This window comes from Glycomyces sp. NPDC048151 (assembly GCF_043202775.1).
Classification (GTDB): Bacteria; Actinomycetota; Actinomycetes; order Mycobacteriales; family Micromonosporaceae; genus Glycomyces.
Genome location: NZ_JBIDBB010000008.1, coordinates 121,978 through 138,317, shown reverse-complemented (window position 1 = coordinate 138,317; position 16,340 = coordinate 121,978). Strand labels below are relative to the sequence as shown.

The window sequence follows — 16,340 nt, the reverse complement described above, 5'->3', positions numbered from 1 at the left end:
TCCATAGTGGACAACAAGACAGGGGATACCGTGAACAGCGCCGCCGCACGCGTCCGCACCGCCCACGCCCGATACACCGGCACCGACCGGCCCGAAGCGTGGATCGCCGTCCGGGACCTCGACGACCTCCTCGCCGAAGCCCACCGGATCGACGCCGCCGCACAGGCCGGTGCGGACCTGCCGCTGGCCGGGACCGTGTTCGCCGCGAAAGACAACATCGACGTCGCCGGACTCCCCACCACCGCCGCCTCCCCCTCCTTCGCGTACCAGCCAGAACAGGACGCCACCGGCGTCGCCAGGCTCCGCGCCGCCGGAGCGATCTGCCTGGGCAAGACCAACCTCGACCAGTTCGCGACCGGCCTGGTCGGCACCCGCAGCCCCTACGGGCCCGTCCGCTCTGCCGCCGACCCCGCACTCATCTCCGGCGGGTCCTCCTCCGGGTCGGCCGTCGCCGTCGCCGGAGGCATCGTCGACTTCGCACTCGGCACCGACACCGCCGGATCCGGGCGCGTCCCCGCCGCCCTCGGCGGCCTCGTCGGCATCAAAGCCACCCTCGGGCTCGTCCCCGTCGACGGCGTCGTCCCCGCCTGCCCCTCCTACGACTGCCTCACCGTCTTCGCCCCCCGCCTCGACCTCGCCACCCGAGCCGTCCAGATCATGGCCGGACCCAGCAGCCTCGACCCCGCCTCACGGCCCTGGCCCGCCGACGCCCCCCTCGCCGCGCCCCCCGCACCCCGCATCGCCCTCCCGCGCCCCGAAGCGCTCACCGCGCTCGACCCCGACTTCACGCCCCTGTGGGAAGCAGCCATCGCCCGCTGCGAAGCCGCCGGCTTCCAGACCGCGCCCATCGACGTCCAGCCCCTCCTGGACGCCGCACTCCTGCTCTACGAAGGCGCCCTCGTCGCCGAACGGCACGCCGCGTTCGGCCACCGCCTCGACGCCGACGACACCGACCCCACCGTCGCCCAGATCGTCCGCTCCGCCGACAAGTTCACCGCCGCCGACCTCGCAACCGACCAGCAGCGCCTGCGCCGCATCCGCCTCGACGCCGCCGCACTCCTGGCCGGATTCGACGCGCTCCTGCTGCCCACCGCACCCGCCCACCCCAGCCTCGCCGCAGTCGCCGCCGACCCCATCGGCGTCAACGCCCGCATGGGCACCTACACCAACTTCGTCAACCTCCTCGACATGGCCGCCGTCGCCGTCCCCGCAGGCCAGGCCGGCACCAAAGGCTTCGGCGTCAGCCTCATCGTCCCCGCATTCGCCGACCAGACCGCGATCGACCTCGCCGCCCGCTACCTCGACACCCCCGCACCCCAGCTCGCACCCCAAGGGGCCGACCTCGTCGTCTTCGGCGCCCACCTCCGCGGCGAACCCCTCAACCACCAGCTCACCGACCTCGCCGCCCGCTACACCGGGCCCGTGCGCACCGCACCCGCCTACCGGATGTACGCCCTCGACACCACCCCGCCCAAACCCCTCGTCGTCCGCGACCCCAACGGCGCCAGCCTCCCCGGCGAGCGCTGGCAATTGAGCCCGGCCGCCCTCGGACGGTTCCTCGCCGCCCTCCCGGCCCCCATGACCCTCGGCAAAGTCGAACTCGACGACGGCACCTGGGCCACCGGCTTCACCGCCGCCGCCCCCGAAGGCGCGCAGGACATCACCGCGGCAGGCGGATGGCGGGCCTGGCGCCAGTAAGGTGGGCGCCACTGACGAAACGAGGAGCGCACCGTGCGATACGACCCGACCCTGGAAGCCCTGGCCCGCATCGAACGCAAACTCGACCTGGTCATGCAGCACCTGGAGATCCGCGACTCCGCGCCCCCGCAGCCCGACCCGCTCGCCGACGTCCGCGAACTCGCCCGGCGCGGCAAGACCATCCAGGCCATCAAGGCCTACCGCGAGCGCACCGGCGTCGGCCTGAAGGAAGCGAAAGAAGCCGTCGAACGCCTCGACACCTGACGCCCGGCCCGGATGTCGCACCCGCGTGCGAGCATGCGCGGATGGACTTCCCGACCCTCCGCGCCCACCTCCTCGCCGACGCCGCCCGCCTCCAGTCCGCGTGCGCCGCAGCCGGACACGCGAAGGTGCCCACCTGCCCCGACTGGACCGCCGCGGACCTCCTCGACCACGTCACCGGAACCTACGACCACAAGATCCAGTCGATGCGGCGGCTGCGCGACCCCGGCGGCGACTACCGGATCGCCAGGCCGGGCACGCCCGGCGAGCAGTACGCGGCCGCGCTCGCCGACCTCGTCGCCGAGTTCGACGAGCGCGGCCCCGACAGCCTCGCCTACACCTGGTACGGGCCCGACCAGACCGTCGGGTTCTGGATCCGGCGCATGGCGCACGAGACCCTCGTCCACCGCGCCGACGCCGAACTCGCCGCCGGGCGCCCGCTCAGCCCCGTCGACCCCGCCCTGGCACTGGACGGCGTCGACGAGATGCTGCAGGTCATGCTCGCCTGGGGGTCACGGGCCTACCGGGACCAGGTCGCACCGTTCCTCGGCGGCGCCGAGGGTCTCGCGGTCGCCCTCGACACCGGTGACCGGGCCTGGACCGTCCGCGTCGCCTCCGGCGCGATCCTCGCCGAACCGGGCGTCGCCGCCGACGCGCAGGCCCTCGTCCGCGGTACGGCGGGCGAGGTCCTGCTGTGGCTGTGGCGCAGGGCCGGGGCCGACGCCCTCGACGTCGAGGGCGACCTCGCCAAGGCCGCGGCGCTGCACGGCCTCATCGGCGCGTTCGCCCAGTAGCGGCACGTGGACGTGACGGTCACTCGCGGGATTCGGGTAAGGTCGCGGCCATGAAACCCCCGCCGCAGCCGACGGTCCGCCGCGCCCTCGTCGCCGCCGTGTGGCTCGCGTGCGTCGCCGCCGGACTCTTCGCCGCGGTCTGGGGCGTCGCCTGGGCCCTGGAAGGCGGACCCGAGCCCAGCGCCGCGACGGTCGCCTCCGCCACACACCTGGCCTTCCCCGACGGCACCGAGGTCACCGACGCCGACCTGTCCGAGATGGAGTCGCCGACCCCCGGGGACCGCGCCGAAGTCACCGTCGCGATCCCATCCGACGCGTTCGACGACTTCATCGCCGACAACGCCATGGAAGCGCCGCTGCTGGCCGGGACGACCCCGAACGGGACCGCGACGGGCGTCATCCCCGCCGGATGCACCGACCAGGTCTGCTACTCGGCGAGCATCATCGTCGACGACGACGCCGTCACCGTCGAACTCGCGGTCACCCTCATCGCGTTACGCGAACAGGGCCGGCTCGCCCCGCTCCAGCGACAGGAGCCGCTCCTTGCGCCACAATCCGCCCGCGTACCCGGTGAGCTTCCCGCTCTTGCCGATCACCCGGTGGCAGGGGACGACGATCGCGATCGGGTTGCGGCCGTTCGCCAAACCCACTGCGCGCACGGCCTTGCGGTCCCCGATCGCCTCCGCGATATCCATATAGGCGACCGTCTCGCCGTAGGGGATGCGGCACAGCTGGGCCCACACCCGCTGCTGGAAATCGGTGCCCGCCGCCGCCAGCGGCAGGTCGAACTCCTTCAGGTCCCCGGCGAAGTACGCCTCGAGCTGGTCGACCGCGGCCTCCAGCACCGGGGTCGCCTCCTCGGGCCCCCACGCCTCCTTCACCTCCTCCACGCCCATGTGGACGCACGTGAGGCCCTCCTCGACGGCCGACACGGCCATCAGCCCCAGGGGCGACTCCATCGTCAAGTGCCTGGCAGTGCGGTTCATCGCGCACGCTCCTTCGCTTCGGTCGGCAGGTGGTTCGTCGGGTGCTCGCTGGCGGCCCACAGGTACTGGACGGCGTAGGCCCGCCACGGCGCCCACGCGAGCGAGCGGGCCTCCAGGGCCTTCCCGGCCCCCAGGTCGAGGCTCCGGGCGCCCTTGATGACGCCGAGGTCGGTGGTCGGGAACGCGTCCGGGTCGCCCAGGGCGCGCATGGCGATCATCTCGATCGTCCACGGCCCCACCCCCGGCACGCCCGCCAGGTCGGCCCGGGCCTTCGCCCAGTCCGCGCCCGGCCCCACGTCCACGCGGCCGTCGGCCAGCGCCGCGGCCAGCGCGAGCACCGTCGCTTTGCGGCGTCCGGGCATCGGCAGGTGCGCGGGGTCGGCGGCGGCGAGCGCCTCAGGGGAAGGGAACAGCCGGGTGAGGCCGCCGTCGGGGTCGTCGACCGGTTCGCCGTAGCGTTCGGCCAGGCCCGCGGCCACGGTCGCGGCCGAACTGGTGGCGATCTGCTGGCCGATGACGGCGCGGATCGCGTACTCGGGGCCGTCGGCTTTGCGCGGCACGCGCCTGCCCGGGGTCTTGGCGACCAGCGGCGCCAGGACCGGGTCGGCGGTGAGCGCCTCGGTCGGGGCGTGCGGGTCGGCGTCCAGGTCCAGGGCCCTGCGGCAGCGGGCGACCGCGGCCGTCACGTCCCGCAGGTCGCTCACGCGCAGGCGGCATTCGATGTAGCCGGGGCCGGGTTTGAGCGCGGCGGTGCCGGGGCCGTGGGGCAGACGCAGGGTCCGCCGGTAGGCGCCGTCGCGCCATTCCTCGACGCCCGGTGCGGCCGCGGCGGCGAGGTGCCCGAACAGGTTCGACGGCTCGAACGGCTCCCGGTAGGCCAGGCGCAGCGTGATCGCGCCGCCGCCGGTGGTGTTGCGGCCTTTCGCTTTGGTGCGCAGTTCGGTGGGGGAGCACGCGAAGACGTCGGCGACGACGCGGTTGAACGCGCGGATCGAGGCGAACCCGGCGGCGAACGCGACCTGTCCCATCGGCAGGTCCGTCGACTCGATCAGGGTGCGGGCGACCTGGGCGCGCTGGGCGCGGGCCAGCGCGGCCGGTCCGGCGCCGACTTCGGCGATGAGGAGTCGTTCGAGTTGGCGCAGGGAGTAGCCCAGGCGCGCGGCCAGGCCGGTGGCGCCGTCGCGGTCGACGACGCCTTCGCCGATGAGGCGCATGGCGCGGGCGCACACGTCGCTTCGCCAGTCCCAGGCGGGGGAGCCGGGGGAGGCGTCGGGGCGGCAGCGTTTGCAGGCGCGGTATCCGGCTTCCTGGGCGGCGGCCGCCGACGGGTAGAACCGCTGGTGTTCGCGTTTGGGTTTGACGGCGGGGCAGGAGGGGCGGCAGTAGATGCGGGTGGAGGTGACGGCGAGGAACACCCAGCCGTCGAAGCGGGCGTCGCGGCCGGCGACGGCGGCGTGGAGCCGTTCGTCGTCGCCGGTGATCGCTTGGAGGTCCATGCGGTCAAGACTGCCCGCTGGGTGCGACATCGGCTAGCCAGAATGCGACATCACGATTCGGGGAGGTGGAGGCGGTCGACCGCTTCGCGGGAGCGGCGGGCGGGGCGGCGGTCGTAGCGGGCGGTGGTGGCCGGGGAGGCGTGGCCGACCAGGGACTGGGTGATGGCCAGGTCGACGCCGGCGTCGAGGAGCTCGCCGATGAAGGTGCGGCGGAAGTCGTGGGGGGTGTGGCGGCGCTGCCCGGCTTCGACGAGGCGTTTCATGAGGAGGTCGGCGATGGCCTGGCCGGTCATGCCGGACAGGCGGGTGCCGGTGCGGCGCAGGCGCCCGGCTTTGTTGATCGGGCAGAACAGGGCGCCGGGGTCGGATCCGCGGACGGCGGTCCACCGGTCGATGCGGGCTTGTGCGGCTTCGGTGACGTAGACGAGGCGTTCCTTGTTGCCTTTGCCGACGATGCGGATGGACCGCTCGGCCGGGTCGTAGTCGGCCAGGCGCATCGAGGCGATCTCGCTTCTGCGGCAGCCGGTGGAGTAGAGGGTGGCCAGGACGGCGGCGTCGCGGGCGCCGGCGGGGCCGGGGTCGGCGTCGCACGCGTACAGGGCCGCGCCGAGCGCTTCGGCGTCGACGGCCTGGCCGACGGGGAGGCGTTGGGCTTTGACCGGTTGCAGGTCGCAGGCGCGCTGGTAGTCCTCGGCGGCCATGAGGTCGAGCCGCCAGGCCTCTTTGAGGACGCGGCGCAGCGCGGCGAGGTGCTTGTTGACGTACGCGCCGGACCAGCCGGCGTCGATCATGGCCGCGCGCAGCCGGGAGGTGTGCTCGTAGCGCAGGAGGTGCCACGGCTGGCCTTCGCCGACCGTGTCCGGGTCGCCGGAGAGGAGCTGGGCGATGCGGTCGAGGCAGCCGCGCATGGTCCGCCGGGACTCGGCCGAGCCGAGCGTGTCGAGGTACGCGCGGTAGGGGTCGGCGCCCGGTGCTTGCGGGGCGGGGGCGGCGGACCAGTCGATCCCGGCGAGTTCAGACATGCGTTTCACGATAGTGCAGGCCCCGCAGTCATTCCGGTGCCTCGGCGGCGGCCATGTCCCGCAGTTTCCGCACCGTGCGCAGGTTCCGGGCGGTCGCCTCGGTGCCGGCGAGGGGCTTCCAGAACCCGGAGCGCTCCAGTGTGGAGGTGCCGAGCCCGCCGGGGTAGTACACCCACACTTCGGTGCCGTCGGTGTGCGCTTCCTCGTCCTGCCCGGCCGGGACCGTCAGGTCCGGGGCGGGCCCGGACAGGAACGTGACGGTCACTTTCGACTCGTCGAGGCCCCGGCCCGCGAACGGGTCCGCGGCGGTGATCCGGTCGAGGTCGGCGGCGGTGCGGACCATGACCGGGACGGTGTGCCCGAACCGGTCCGCGATGACGCCCGCGACCGCCGCGGCGTCCTCGTCCGCGTCGAGGACGATGTTCCCGGACTGGATGTAGGTGCGGACCCGGTCGAACCCGGCCTCGTCGAGCGCGGCGCGCAGGTCGGCCATGGGGACCTTCCGATGCCCGCCGACGTTCACACCCCGCAGCAACACCACATAGGTCGTCACGGTAAACCCCTCTCGCCGCAGTGGACCGAACGTACCCCGACGGTACGACACCGCCCGGCGTGGCAAGATCGGCATCTATGAGCTCGGCGTTCAGCACCACCACCATCGCCGTCCACACCGGACGCCGCGAGACTGTCACAGACCTCACCGGCGACTGCGAGGCGTTCCTGTCCGCAGTGGGCGCCCGCGACGGCCTGCTCAACGTGTTCGTCCCGCACGCGACCGCGGGGATCGCCGTCATCGAGACCGGCGCGGGCTCGGACGAGGACCTCCTGGACGCCCTCGCCGACCTCCTCCCGCGCACCGACCGGTGGCGGCACCAGCACGGCTCGACCGGGCACGGCCGCGACCACGTCCTGCCCGCGCTCATCGCCCCGCACGCGACCCTCCCGGTCGTGGCCGGGAGGATCGCGCTGGGCACGTGGCAGTCGGTGCTGCTGGTCGACACCAACCGCGACAACCCCGACCGGACCGTGCGGCTGTCCTTCCTCGGCTAGGCCGCCGCGTCGAGGCGCTCCAGCTGCCCGGGGTCGAGCTTCACGTCGAACCCGGCGACGGCCTCCTCCAGCTGCGCGACCGAGGACACCCCGACCAGGGGGACCACGGGCGCGTCATGGGCGGCCAGCCACGCCAGCACCACCTGGTTACGGGTCGCGCCGGTCGCGGCGGCGACCTCGTCCAGGGCCGCCAGGCGCGCATCGGTGCCGGGGTGGGCGTAGTGCTCGCCCAGCGGCTTCGCGGCGTTCTGGTACGCGCCCGACAGCAGCGAGGAGTACGCCAGCACCGCCATCCCGTCCGTTCCGGCCGCGAAGTCGAGGTCGGTCTCGGCGGCGTGGACGTGCCCGCCCTCCGGCAGCACCGCACCAGGGCGCGGCTTCAGGTACGAGTAGCGGTTCTGCATCGCCGTATACGCCGCCGCGCCCGTCCGCGCCGCGATCTGCCGGGCCCGCTCGACGCGCCACGCCGTGTGGTTGGACGCCCCGACCATGCGGGCCTTCCCGGCGCGCACGACCGCGTCGAACCCCGCGACCGTGTCCTCCAGAGGCGTCGCCCGGTCGTCGCGGTGCGACCAGAACAAGTCCACGTAGTCGGTGCCGAGCCGCTCCAGCGACTCCTCCATGCCGGCGCCGATCCGCTCGGGGGTGAGCGGCTCGGAGTGCTCCAGGCCGCCGCCGGGGAACGCGGGACGGCGTCCCACCTTCGTCGCGATGACGAGGTCGGCGCGGTTGCCGCGCGCGGCCAGCCAGCGCCCCAGCAGCAGCTCCGACTCGTCGCCGGTGCCCCCGGGGATCCAGAACATATAGCAGTTGGCGGTGTCGATGAAGTTGCCGCCCAGTTCGACGAACCGGTCGAGGACGGCGAAGCTCGTCGCCTCGTCCTGCACGCCGCCCAGGGCCATCGCGCCCAGGCACATGCGCGAGACCCCGATCCGGTCCGGTCCCAATGCGATCCGCTCCACAGCGGTCTCCTTTCGTCGCTTCTTCCGGTCCGACGCTAAGGCTTGGAGTGGACTCCAGCGCAAACCCGCAGGCAGCGGTCGTGGAGTATCCTCGTGTTCCGTGGCAGACAATGCAACGGCGGCGACCTACACGATCGGCGAGTGCGCGCGGCGCTCCGGATTCACCATGGACACCCTCAGGTACTACGAGCGGATCGGATTGATCGACGAGGTGGACCGGACCGCGACCGGGCAGCGGCGGTTCACCGACGCCGACCTCGAATGGCTCGGCACCCTGAAATGCCTGCGCGACACCGGGATGCCGGTGGAGCAGATGGGCCGCTTCGCCGACCTCGTCCGCGAAGGCGACCGGACCATCCCCGAACGCATCCGACTCCTGGAGGCGCACCGGGTCGCCGTCGACGCGTCCCTGGCCGACCTCGCCGCGAAACGCGACTACATCTCCGGGAAGATCGCCTACTACCGGTCCGTGTAGCCGAAAACCCGGTCGACACCGGGCCCGGCCGCGGCGATACTCGACGCGTGCACCACCACGCCCACGCGCTGGCCGTCGCCGAGCGCCTCGCGGCCGACCTCGCCCCCGGAACGCGGGGGATCGGCCTGTTCGGGTCCGTCGCCAAAGGCACCGACCACCCCCACTCCGACATCGACCTGTTCCTGGCCGTCGACGCCGACCCCGGGACCGAGGTCCGGCAGGTCCAGGGCCGCATGGTCACCCTCTCCCGCAAGACGTTCGCCGACCTCGACGGCGGCCTGGCCAACCCGTGGGAGGCCGTGACCGCCGTCGGCGCCTGGCGGCACGCCGTCGTCCTCCACGACCCCGAAGGGCGCATGAGACGCCTCCAGGCCCGCGCCCGCGACTGGACCTGGGAGACGATCGCGGCCGCCGCCGACCAGTGGGCCGCGAGGGAACTGGTCGGCCTCGCCGAGGAAGTCCACAAGGTCGCAGGGATGCTCGCCCTCGACCGTCCCCGCGCCGCCGCCGCCAACCGGGCGGTCCTCGTCCTCCAGGTCGGGTACGCCCTCGCGGTCGCCGACCGGCTCGTCTGCGACTCCGAGAACGACCTGTGGGACGCCGTCGCCGCCGCCGAAGGCCCCGCCTGGACCAGCGCCTGGGACACCGCCGCAGGCATCGCGGCAGCCGACCACGCGACCGGCTGCCGCGCGGCCCTGGCCCTGTACCGGCACGCCGCCGACCGCCTCGACCGGCATCTCGACGCCGCCGAATGCGCGATCGTCCGCACCGCCCGCGACCTCACCGCCTGAAAAGGGGACCCGTTGCGCCGCTTCATCCTCACCGGAGCCCCCGGCGCCGGCAAGACCACCGTCGCCCGGCTCCTGCTCGCCGCCGGGCACACCGTCGTCGACGAGGCCGCCACCGACCTCATCACCGCCTCGCAGGCCGCAGGCGAGGACACCCCCTGGGAGCATCCCGGGTTCACCGACCGCGTCGCCGCCCTCCAACGCGACCGCCAGATCGCCGCCGACACGCTCCCCGGCCCCGACCAGTGGTTCGACCGGTCCCCGGTGTGCGCGCTCGCGCTCGCCCGCTACACCGGGGCGCCGGTCGGGCCCGTCCTCGCCGCCGAACTCGACCGCATCGAGACCGAAGCGGTCTACGAGCCGCGCGTGCTCCTGTTCGACCTGCTCGACGCGATCGAGGCGACCCCGGTGCGCCGCATCGACCTCGACGGCGCCCGCCGGTTCGCGCAGGTCCACGTCGACGCCTACACCGAACGGGGCTACACCATCGTCCGCATCCCGCCCGCGCCGCCGGCCGAACGCGCCCGGCTCGTCCTCGACGCGACCCAGTAGAGGGGGCATTTGTTGACCGCACCCGACGCCGACCTCGCCCGCGCGCTCGTCGCCGCACAGTTCCCGCACTGGGCCCACCTGCCCGTGACGCCGGTGCCCCGGCAGGGCTGGGACAACCGCACCTTCCGGCTCGGCACCGACCTGTCCGTCCGCCTGCCCAGTGCCGCCGCCTACACCGCCGCCGTCGCCAAAGAAGACAAGGCACTGCCGCTGCTGGCCGCGCACCTGCCCCTGCCGGTCCCCGAACCCGTCGCCACCGGACAGCCCACCGACGCCTACCCGCACCCGTGGTCGGTCCGGCGCTGGCTGGCGGGGGAGACCCTCCTGGACGCCGCGGAGGTCGACCCCGGGCGGCTCGCCCACGACCTCGGCACCGTCCTCACCATCCTGCGCACCGCGCCGACTACGGGCGGGCCGGCCGCGGGCGCCCATTCGTTCTTCCGCGGCTGCCATCCCAGCGTGTACGGGCACGAAGTGCAGCGGTCCCTCGACGTCCTCGGCGACACGGTGGACCGGGCCGCGTGCGAAGCGGTGTGGGCCGCGGGCGCAGCCACCGTGTGGGCCGGGCCGCCGGTGTGGTTCCACGGCGACATCGCGCCCGGGAACCTGCTCACCGTGGACGGGCGGCTCGCGGCGCTCATCGACTTCGGCACCTGCGGCGTCGGCGACCCCGCGTGCGACCTGCAGATCGCCTGGACGTGGTTCACCGGGGACGCCCGCAGGCGCTTCAGGGACGCGGCCGGGCTCGACGAGGGGACGTGGGCGCGCGCCCGTGCGTGGACGCTGTGGAAGGCGCTCATCATGATCGCCGGGGTCTCGGGGACCGACGGGGACGGCGTCCAGGCCCGCAACCTCGCCGAGGTCCTCGCCGACCCGATCGCGCGGTTAGGCCGGGTCGAGCCCGACCAGGCCGCGAGCGTAGTTCACCGTCGACCGCTGGTAGCGGGGCAGGTGCGGGGCCAGGGCGATCAAAGCGACCGAGAGGCCTTCGCGGTCGCGGCCGAGCTTCGCGAGCGTCAAGGCTTCGCACATGGCCAGCGCGTCGTCGTACTCGTTCGAGCCGCGCCCGCGTTCCTCGGCCAGGATCTCCAGGGCCCGTTCGGGTTCGCCGAGCTCGCGCAGCGACGACGCCATCTGGATCGACACGCGGCGGCGGCGCACCCCGGACAGGCCCGCCTCGATGGCCCGCTCGTAGTAGCCGACCGCGGTCTGGGTGAACCCGGTCGAGTCGTGCGCGCCGCCGACTTCGAACAGCGCCACCGGGTCCTCGGGGTCGCATTCGGCGGCGAGGTCTTTCATCGCCTGCACGAACTCGTCGCGGCCCATCTCGTCGATGCGTTCCCACAGGGCGGCGACACGCGCCTCCCAAGCCTCATCCGTCATGCTCCGCAACCTACGCCACCGCGAGTACGCCTCGGTTACCGGTCGGTCAGGCCGTCGGCGAGCGCACCGAGACCGCCGAGCAGGATCAGGCGCTCGTCGGCGTCCAGCGCTTCGTAGACCGGGGCGTCGAGCCGGTTCGTCTCGGCCTCGATCGCCTCGCGTTCGGGGCCGGGCCCCAGTGCCTGGATGCCCTCGGCCGTCAGGCCCGCCGCGGCCCACGCGGCGCGGTGCGCGTCAGCGCGGTGGTGGCGCAGCGCCTCCAGGCGCGCCGCCAGCAGCGCCGACGGCGACGCGTCGGCGGGCTCCCATACGGGGGTCAGCGCCCGGAACACCGGGCCTCCGGTCGCCTGTCCGGCTTCCAGCAGCCGCCCCACCAGCGGCAGTACGGCGTCGACTGCGGCCAGTCCGGGCAGTGACGGGCTCGGCCGGTACGACCACAGCCGCTCCGCGGTCGCCCCGAGGACGCGGTCGGCCTCCAGGACCACCGCACGGCCCAAGGCGGTCAGATGCCAGTACCCGTCGACGCGTTCGACCAGGCCCGGCTCCTCGGCGGCGTCGGGGTCGAACGGCCAGTACGCCATCCTGGCCGCCAGCGCCGCCTCCGGGACCGGGTGGTCCAGGAGCGCGGGGAACACATCGATCTCCACGCCCGGTCTGAGGCCCCGCCGCGCGTACAGGTCGCGGATCTCAGCGCGCGCCGCGTGCCGTAGCGACACGTGGACGCGGTCGATCACGGGACGGACCACGGCGGCGTACAGCATCAGCACTCCCTGGGGTGCAAGGCAATAGGATGCCGCCCATGATGCCATCCGCGCTCACCGCCCTCAACCGCGAATCCGAGCGGCTCTCCCACATCCTCGCCGATCTCACCGACGCCGACTGGGCCGCGCCCACACGCTGCACCCCCTGGGACGCCGCAGCCTTGACCGCGCACGTCACCGGCGCGCTCGCCCGTCTCGGACCGATGCTCGACGCCCCCGAACCTCCTGAGGCCCTCGTCGATGCCGCCGGGTACTACCGGCCCGACGAGCGCTTCTCGCCCCGGACCAACCAGATCCGCGTCGACACCGCCACTCAGGACGCCGCCGCCGGGGGACCGGCCCTCGCCGCCCGCTTCCACGCCGCCTGGACGGGCGCGGCCGCCCGGTGCGCCGCCGAACCCCAGGGCAGGCGCGTCACCACCCGCCACGGCGACCCGATGACCCTCGAGGACTTCCTCACCACCCGCGTCGTCGAAGTCGCCGTCCACGGCATCGACCTCGCCGACGCCACCGGGCGGCCCCGCTGGACCACACCCGAAGCCGCCGCGCACGTCACCGCGCTCCTCCTCGGCCCAGGCACCGCGCCGGCCGGACTCGGTCTCGACCCGGTCGCGTTCATCGCCAAAGCCACCGGCCGCGACCCGTTCACCGACGCCGAACGCGCCGCCGCCGACCGGCACGGCCTCACCTGGCTCGCGCTCGGCTAACACGCCGACGCGGTGTAGTCCAGCAGCGCGGTCTTCTCCGCTTCGTCGACGCTGAGGCGCCACTCGGTCTTCACCTCGACCCACGCCCACACATAAGCGCACCACACGGCCTCATCCTCGGGCATCCACTCGGCGGGGTCCTGGTCCGACTTGGACCGGTTCGACGAGGCCGTCACGGCGATGAGGTGCCAGTTGTTCTCCTGCCAGTTCGCGTACACCTGGCGGTCCTCGGTCGTCCAGTCCACCGCGCCGGACCCCCACGCCTCCTTCAACGGCACGAAATGGTCGATGTCGATGTCACCGGAGGCGGTCACCGTCTCCCCGTCGTACATCGACACCCACTCGCCGGTCATCGCCGCATCGCAGTCGGCCTCGCTCAATGCGCCTGTGCGGTCCTGCTTGACCAGGACGTCGTCGCGGGCGTCGCAGCCGTTGCCGTCGTCGTCCTTCCAATGGGGGAACAGCGACCGGTCGTAGCCGCCGTCGCGTTCCGCGGCGACCTCCAGGGCCTCGATCGCCGCGGTCAGATCGGCCGGGTCCACCGTCACGGTGAACGGGGCGGTATCGCTGAACTCGTCCGACACCTGCGTCCCCGACCCCGCCGGGGCGCCCGACGACGCGTCGTCGGCCAGGCCGGACAGATCGGAACACGAGGCCGCGAACACCAGCGGCAGCACCAGGAGCAGACGGGGAGCACGCACAGGCAACGTCCTAACGGGACAGAACGGGCAGGCCGACGCAGCGAAGCGCCCGGGGTGTTCGCAACGTAACACAAACGGGGACGGCGCAACAGAGCCGCTCCTGCTAGATTCCCCCGAATGATCGTATGGCTCAACGGCAACTTCGGCGCCGGCAAGACCACCACCGCGCGACTCCTCGAAGACGCCCTCCCCGCCCGCGTCTTCGACGCCGAGCACATCGGATACCTCCTGCGCGGCATCATCGGCGACCTCCCGCACCACGACTTCAAGGAATGGGCCCCCTGGCGCGGCCTCACCGTCGAGACCGCCCGCCAAGTCCTCGACTACGCCGGCGGCACCCTCGTCATCCCGCAATCGGTCCTCCAACGCGACTACTGGACCGAACTCATGGACGGCTTCACCGGGCACGGCATACCCGTCCACGCCTTCACCCTCCACACCGACGCCGACACCCACCGCCACCGCGTCGAACACGACACCGACGAACCCACCGCCAGACAATGGCGCCTCGACCACCAACCGGCCTACGAGACCGCCCTCAAGGAATGGATGAGCGACGCAACCCACGTCGTCGACACCACCCACCGCACCCCCGCCCAAGTCGCCGCCCACATCACCACGCAGCTCCACCAGGGGAAACCCGCAACAGCCTGAAAACGTCACACCCTCGCGCGACGATGAGGACGAGCAGCCAACACGAACGGCAAAGGAGCCCGCCATGGCCTACCTCGTCCTCATCGGCACCCGCAAAGGCCTCTTCACCGCCCGCAGCGACGACCGCACCACCTGGACCCTCGACGGCCCCGCCAAACTCGACGCCGACGGCTTCACCGCCGTCGCCGAGATCTTCGCCATCGCCGCCGACCCCGCCACCGGCCGCGTCCTCGTCGGCGCCTCCACCTTCTTCGGACCCTCCATCTGGCGCTCCGACGACCACGCCGACACCTGGTCCGAACCCGAGAACGCCCCCATGGCCTTCCCCCAAGACCTGCCCTACCGGCCCCTCGACTACTCCGACACCGCCGGCATCGACCAACCCGACGCCGAACAGACCAACACCGTCAAAAAGATCTGGCAGCTCACCTTCGGCCCCGGCCAGCGCGTCTGGGCCGGCGTCGAACCCACCAGCCTCTGGACCTCCGACGACGGCGGCCAGACCTTCGCGTTCAACCAGGCCCTCTGGGACCACCCCCAGCACACCACCTGGGCCTCCGGCGGCGCCGGACCCGCCGTCCACACCATCGTCCCCGACCCCGACGACCCCGCCGCCCTCACCATCGCCATGTCCTCAGGCGGCATCTACCAGACCCGCGACGACGGCAAGACCTGGAACGGCATCACCAAAGGCATCACCGTCGACTACGGCCCCGACCCCGAACCCGAATCCGGCCACTGCATCCACAAAGTCACCCGCGACGCCGCAGGCACCCTCTACGCCCAATCCCACGGCCCCGCCTACCGCTCCACCAGACCCGACGGCGGCTGGACCAACATCTCCGCCACCCTCCCCACCGACTTCGGCTTCGCCATCGTCGCCCACCCCACCCAACCGGGCACCGTCCTCGCCTGGCCCGTCGGCGAATCCATGGACCGCACCCCACCCGACCAGCAGATCAGCGCCTGGCGCACCACCGACGGCGGCGACACCTGGACCCCATGGGCCACCGGACTGCCCACCGAGCCCTACTTCGGCACCGTCATGCGCGACGGCGCCTGCACCGACCACGCCGCCGACCCCGGCTGGTACTTCGGCACCCGCTGCGGCGACGTCTGGGCCGCCGACGACACCGGCCACTGGCACCAGGTCGCCGCCCACCTGCCCGACGTCCTCTGCGTCCGCGCCATGGAGACCCCGTGAACATCGACGTGAAGATCCCCGCCGCGCTGGCGTCCGAATGCGGCGGGGCCAGGCACCTCTACGTGGAGGTGCCCGAGGAGGCGACGCTCGGGGCCGTGCTCGACCGGGTCGCGGCGACCCATCCGCGGCTGGGGCGGCGGCTGCAGGACGAAGCGGGAAGACTGCGCCGGTTCGTGAACGTGTACGTCGGCGACGAGGAGAGCCGCCGCCTGCAGGGCCTGGAGACGCCCGTGCGGGGGCACGACGTCCAGATCCTCCCGTCGATCGCCGGGGGCTGAACACACCGGAGGGGCGCCGCGCACCGCGCGGCGCCCCTCCGGGGGAAACCTCTTGCTAGGACTGGCCGTTGACCGAGACGACGTCCACGACGAACACGAGCGTCTCGTTCGGGCCGATCACGCCGCCGGCGCCGGCCGCGCCGTAACCGAGCTCCGGCGGGATCACGATCAGGCGGCGGTCGCCGACCTGCGCGCCGATCAGGCCGTCGTTCCAGCCCTGGATGACCGGGGCCGAACCCAGCGGCGACACCGTGAACGCCTGCGCCCCGCGGTTCCACGACGCGTCGAACTCCTTGCCGTTCGACCAGTTGAAGCCCGCGTACTGGACCGCGACCGCGTCGCCGGCCTTCGCCTCGGTGCCCGTGCCCTCGACCACGTCGAACGTGAACAGCTCCTTCGGCGGCTCCTCGCCGCTGGGGACCGTCACGACCGGCCGCGAGTCCGTCTCGGCCGAGACCGACACCTCGACACCGTCACTGATCTGCACCACGTCAGCATTCCCTTCCTCGGCGGCGCCATCGTCCACGCCGCAACCGGCCAGCAGCCCCGCGCTCACACACGCGGCGGC

The 16,340-nt window shown here is 73.0% G+C and carries 20 protein-coding genes and 1 pseudogene; 12 read left to right on the top strand and 9 right to left on the bottom strand.

The window, feature by feature from the left end:
- Positions 1-6 precede the first annotated feature (6 nt).
- Genes atzF through ACGGCP_RS20225 form a run of 3 tightly spaced genes read left to right on the top strand, consistent with a single transcriptional unit; the run spans position 7 to position 2,753 of the window.
- Positions 7-1,698, top strand: a complete 1,692-nt coding sequence (atzF, locus tag ACGGCP_RS20235) for an allophanate hydrolase (RefSeq protein ID WP_392968293.1) — start codon at positions 7-9, stop codon at positions 1,696-1,698.
- A gap of 33 nt (positions 1,699-1,731) precedes the next feature.
- Positions 1,732-1,962 (top strand): ribosomal protein L7/L12, encoded by a 231-nt coding sequence (locus ACGGCP_RS20230; protein ID WP_392968291.1) that lies wholly within the window; start codon positions 1,732-1,734, stop codon positions 1,960-1,962.
- A 41-nt stretch (positions 1,963-2,003) separates the two neighbouring features.
- A complete protein-coding gene (locus ACGGCP_RS20225; protein ID WP_392968289.1) occupies positions 2,004-2,753 on the top strand; it encodes a maleylpyruvate isomerase family mycothiol-dependent enzyme in 750 nt (249 codons plus the stop codon).
- Positions 2,754-3,247: 494 nt separating this feature from the next.
- On the opposite strand, the gene ACGGCP_RS20220 is transcribed toward ACGGCP_RS20225, so the two are convergent.
- The 4 genes from ACGGCP_RS20220 to ACGGCP_RS20205 form a co-directional block, all read right to left on the bottom strand.
- The gene (locus tag ACGGCP_RS20220) at positions 3,248-3,739 is read right to left on the bottom strand and encodes a methylated-DNA--[protein]-cysteine S-methyltransferase (protein WP_392968287.1); all 492 of its coding nucleotides are present in this window, start codon (positions 3,737-3,739) and stop codon (positions 3,248-3,250) included.
- Positions 3,736-5,220, bottom strand: coding sequence for an AlkA N-terminal domain-containing protein (locus tag ACGGCP_RS20215; protein WP_392968702.1), 1,485 nt, complete (start codon positions 5,218-5,220; stop codon positions 3,736-3,738). Before ACGGCP_RS20215 ends, ACGGCP_RS20220 begins: the two co-directional genes overlap by 4 nt.
- Before the next feature lie 65 nt (positions 5,221-5,285).
- The gene (locus ACGGCP_RS20210; RefSeq protein WP_392968285.1) at positions 5,286-6,257 is read right to left on the bottom strand and encodes a tyrosine-type recombinase/integrase; all 972 of its coding nucleotides are present in this window, start codon (positions 6,255-6,257) and stop codon (positions 5,286-5,288) included.
- A gap of 28 nt (positions 6,258-6,285) precedes the next feature.
- A complete protein-coding gene (locus ACGGCP_RS20205; RefSeq protein ID WP_392968283.1) occupies positions 6,286-6,810 on the bottom strand; it encodes a DUF1697 domain-containing protein in 525 nt (174 codons plus the stop codon).
- Between the two features lie 77 nt (positions 6,811-6,887).
- On the opposite strand from ACGGCP_RS20205, the gene ACGGCP_RS20200 reads away from it, so the two are divergent.
- Positions 6,888-7,307, top strand: a complete 420-nt coding sequence (locus ACGGCP_RS20200) for a secondary thiamine-phosphate synthase enzyme YjbQ (RefSeq protein WP_392968281.1) — start codon at positions 6,888-6,890, stop codon at positions 7,305-7,307.
- On the opposite strand, the gene ACGGCP_RS20195 is transcribed toward ACGGCP_RS20200, so the two are convergent.
- Complete coding sequence (locus ACGGCP_RS20195) at positions 7,304-8,269, bottom strand: aldo/keto reductase (protein WP_392968279.1); 966 nt, start codon at positions 8,267-8,269, stop codon at positions 7,304-7,306. The two genes, ACGGCP_RS20200 and ACGGCP_RS20195, sit on opposite strands and share 4 nt — an antisense overlap.
- A 100-nt stretch (positions 8,270-8,369) precedes the next feature.
- Between ACGGCP_RS20195 and ACGGCP_RS20190 the strand changes: the two genes are divergently transcribed.
- From ACGGCP_RS20190 to ACGGCP_RS20175, 4 genes and pseudogenes are all read left to right on the top strand, one after another.
- Positions 8,370-8,744, top strand: a complete 375-nt coding sequence (locus tag ACGGCP_RS20190) for a MerR family transcriptional regulator (protein ID WP_392968277.1) — start codon at positions 8,370-8,372, stop codon at positions 8,742-8,744.
- Between the two features lie 47 nt (positions 8,745-8,791).
- A complete protein-coding gene (locus ACGGCP_RS20185) occupies positions 8,792-9,535 on the top strand; it encodes a nucleotidyltransferase family protein (protein ID WP_392968275.1) in 744 nt (247 codons plus the stop codon).
- 12 nt (positions 9,536-9,547) lie between these two features.
- Complete coding sequence (locus tag ACGGCP_RS20180) at positions 9,548-10,084, top strand: AAA family ATPase (RefSeq protein WP_392968273.1); 537 nt, start codon at positions 9,548-9,550, stop codon at positions 10,082-10,084.
- A gap of 12 nt (positions 10,085-10,096) precedes the next feature.
- Positions 10,097-10,975: pseudogene (locus ACGGCP_RS20175) on the top strand (aminoglycoside phosphotransferase family protein); the annotation flags it as partial.
- On the opposite strand, the gene ACGGCP_RS20170 reads toward ACGGCP_RS20175, so the two are convergent.
- On the bottom strand, positions 10,970-11,383 hold the full coding sequence (locus ACGGCP_RS20170; RefSeq protein ID WP_392968699.1) for a tetratricopeptide repeat protein: 414 nt from the start codon (positions 11,381-11,383) through the stop codon (positions 10,970-10,972). The pseudogene ACGGCP_RS20175 and the gene ACGGCP_RS20170 sit on opposite strands and share 6 nt — an antisense overlap.
- A 119-nt stretch (positions 11,384-11,502) precedes the next feature.
- Positions 11,503-12,228 carry a hypothetical protein gene (locus tag ACGGCP_RS20165; RefSeq protein ID WP_392968271.1) on the bottom strand — a complete coding sequence of 242 codons (726 nt, stop codon included), beginning with the start codon at positions 12,226-12,228 and terminating at the stop codon, positions 11,503-11,505.
- Positions 12,229-12,266: 38 nt separating this feature from the next.
- On the opposite strand from ACGGCP_RS20165, the gene ACGGCP_RS20160 reads away from it, so the two are divergent.
- Entirely contained in the window at positions 12,267-12,935 is a 669-nt protein-coding gene (locus ACGGCP_RS20160; RefSeq protein WP_392968270.1) for a maleylpyruvate isomerase family mycothiol-dependent enzyme, read from the top strand.
- On the opposite strand, the gene ACGGCP_RS20155 is transcribed toward ACGGCP_RS20160, so the two are convergent.
- Positions 12,932-13,636, bottom strand: coding sequence for an HNH endonuclease family protein (locus tag ACGGCP_RS20155; RefSeq protein WP_392968268.1), 705 nt, complete (start codon positions 13,634-13,636; stop codon positions 12,932-12,934). The two genes, ACGGCP_RS20160 and ACGGCP_RS20155, sit on opposite strands and share 4 nt — an antisense overlap.
- Positions 13,637-13,753: 117 nt before the next feature.
- On the opposite strand from ACGGCP_RS20155, the gene ACGGCP_RS20150 reads away from it, so the two are divergent.
- From ACGGCP_RS20150 to ACGGCP_RS20140, 3 genes are all read left to right on the top strand, one after another.
- Positions 13,754-14,290, top strand: coding sequence for an AAA family ATPase (locus ACGGCP_RS20150; RefSeq protein ID WP_392968266.1), 537 nt, complete (start codon positions 13,754-13,756; stop codon positions 14,288-14,290).
- Between the two features lie 64 nt (positions 14,291-14,354).
- Positions 14,355-15,494, top strand: a complete 1,140-nt coding sequence (locus ACGGCP_RS20145; RefSeq protein ID WP_392968264.1) for a WD40/YVTN/BNR-like repeat-containing protein — start codon at positions 14,355-14,357, stop codon at positions 15,492-15,494.
- Entirely contained in the window at positions 15,491-15,772 is a 282-nt protein-coding gene (locus tag ACGGCP_RS20140; RefSeq protein WP_392968262.1) for a MoaD/ThiS family protein, read from the top strand. The genes ACGGCP_RS20145 and ACGGCP_RS20140 overlap by 4 nt, the downstream gene beginning before the upstream one ends.
- Positions 15,773-15,827: 55 nt before the next feature.
- On the opposite strand, the gene ACGGCP_RS20135 is transcribed toward ACGGCP_RS20140, so the two are convergent.
- Positions 15,828-16,262 carry an FKBP-type peptidyl-prolyl cis-trans isomerase gene (locus tag ACGGCP_RS20135; protein WP_392968261.1) on the bottom strand — a complete coding sequence of 145 codons (435 nt, stop codon included), beginning with the start codon at positions 16,260-16,262 and terminating at the stop codon, positions 15,828-15,830.
- Between the last annotated feature and the right edge of the window lie 78 nt (positions 16,263-16,340).

Bases quoted from the DNA above. Each gene is read 5' to 3' on its own strand.
- ACGGCP_RS20160 (WP_392968270.1), top strand. From the start codon at position 12,267: ATGATGCCATCCGCGCTCACCGCCCTCAACCGCGAATCCGAGCGGCTC.
- ACGGCP_RS20170 (WP_392968699.1), bottom strand. From the start codon at position 11,383: ATGAAAGACCTCGCCGCCGAATGCGACCCCGAGGACCCGGTGGCGCTG.
- ACGGCP_RS20220 (WP_392968287.1), bottom strand. From the start codon at position 3,739: ATGAACCGCACTGCCAGGCACTTGACGATGGAGTCGCCCCTGGGGCTG.
- ACGGCP_RS20145 (WP_392968264.1), top strand. From the start codon at position 14,355: ATGGCCTACCTCGTCCTCATCGGCACCCGCAAAGGCCTCTTCACCGCC.
- ACGGCP_RS20200 (WP_392968281.1), top strand. From the start codon at position 6,888: ATGAGCTCGGCGTTCAGCACCACCACCATCGCCGTCCACACCGGACGC.
- ACGGCP_RS20165 (WP_392968271.1), bottom strand. From the start codon at position 12,228: ATGCTGTACGCCGCCGTGGTCCGTCCCGTGATCGACCGCGTCCACGTG.
- ACGGCP_RS20225 (WP_392968289.1), top strand. From the start codon at position 2,004: ATGGACTTCCCGACCCTCCGCGCCCACCTCCTCGCCGACGCCGCCCGC.
- ACGGCP_RS20210 (WP_392968285.1), bottom strand. From the start codon at position 6,257: ATGTCTGAACTCGCCGGGATCGACTGGTCCGCCGCCCCCGCCCCGCAA.
- ACGGCP_RS20150 (WP_392968266.1), top strand. From the start codon at position 13,754: ATGATCGTATGGCTCAACGGCAACTTCGGCGCCGGCAAGACCACCACC.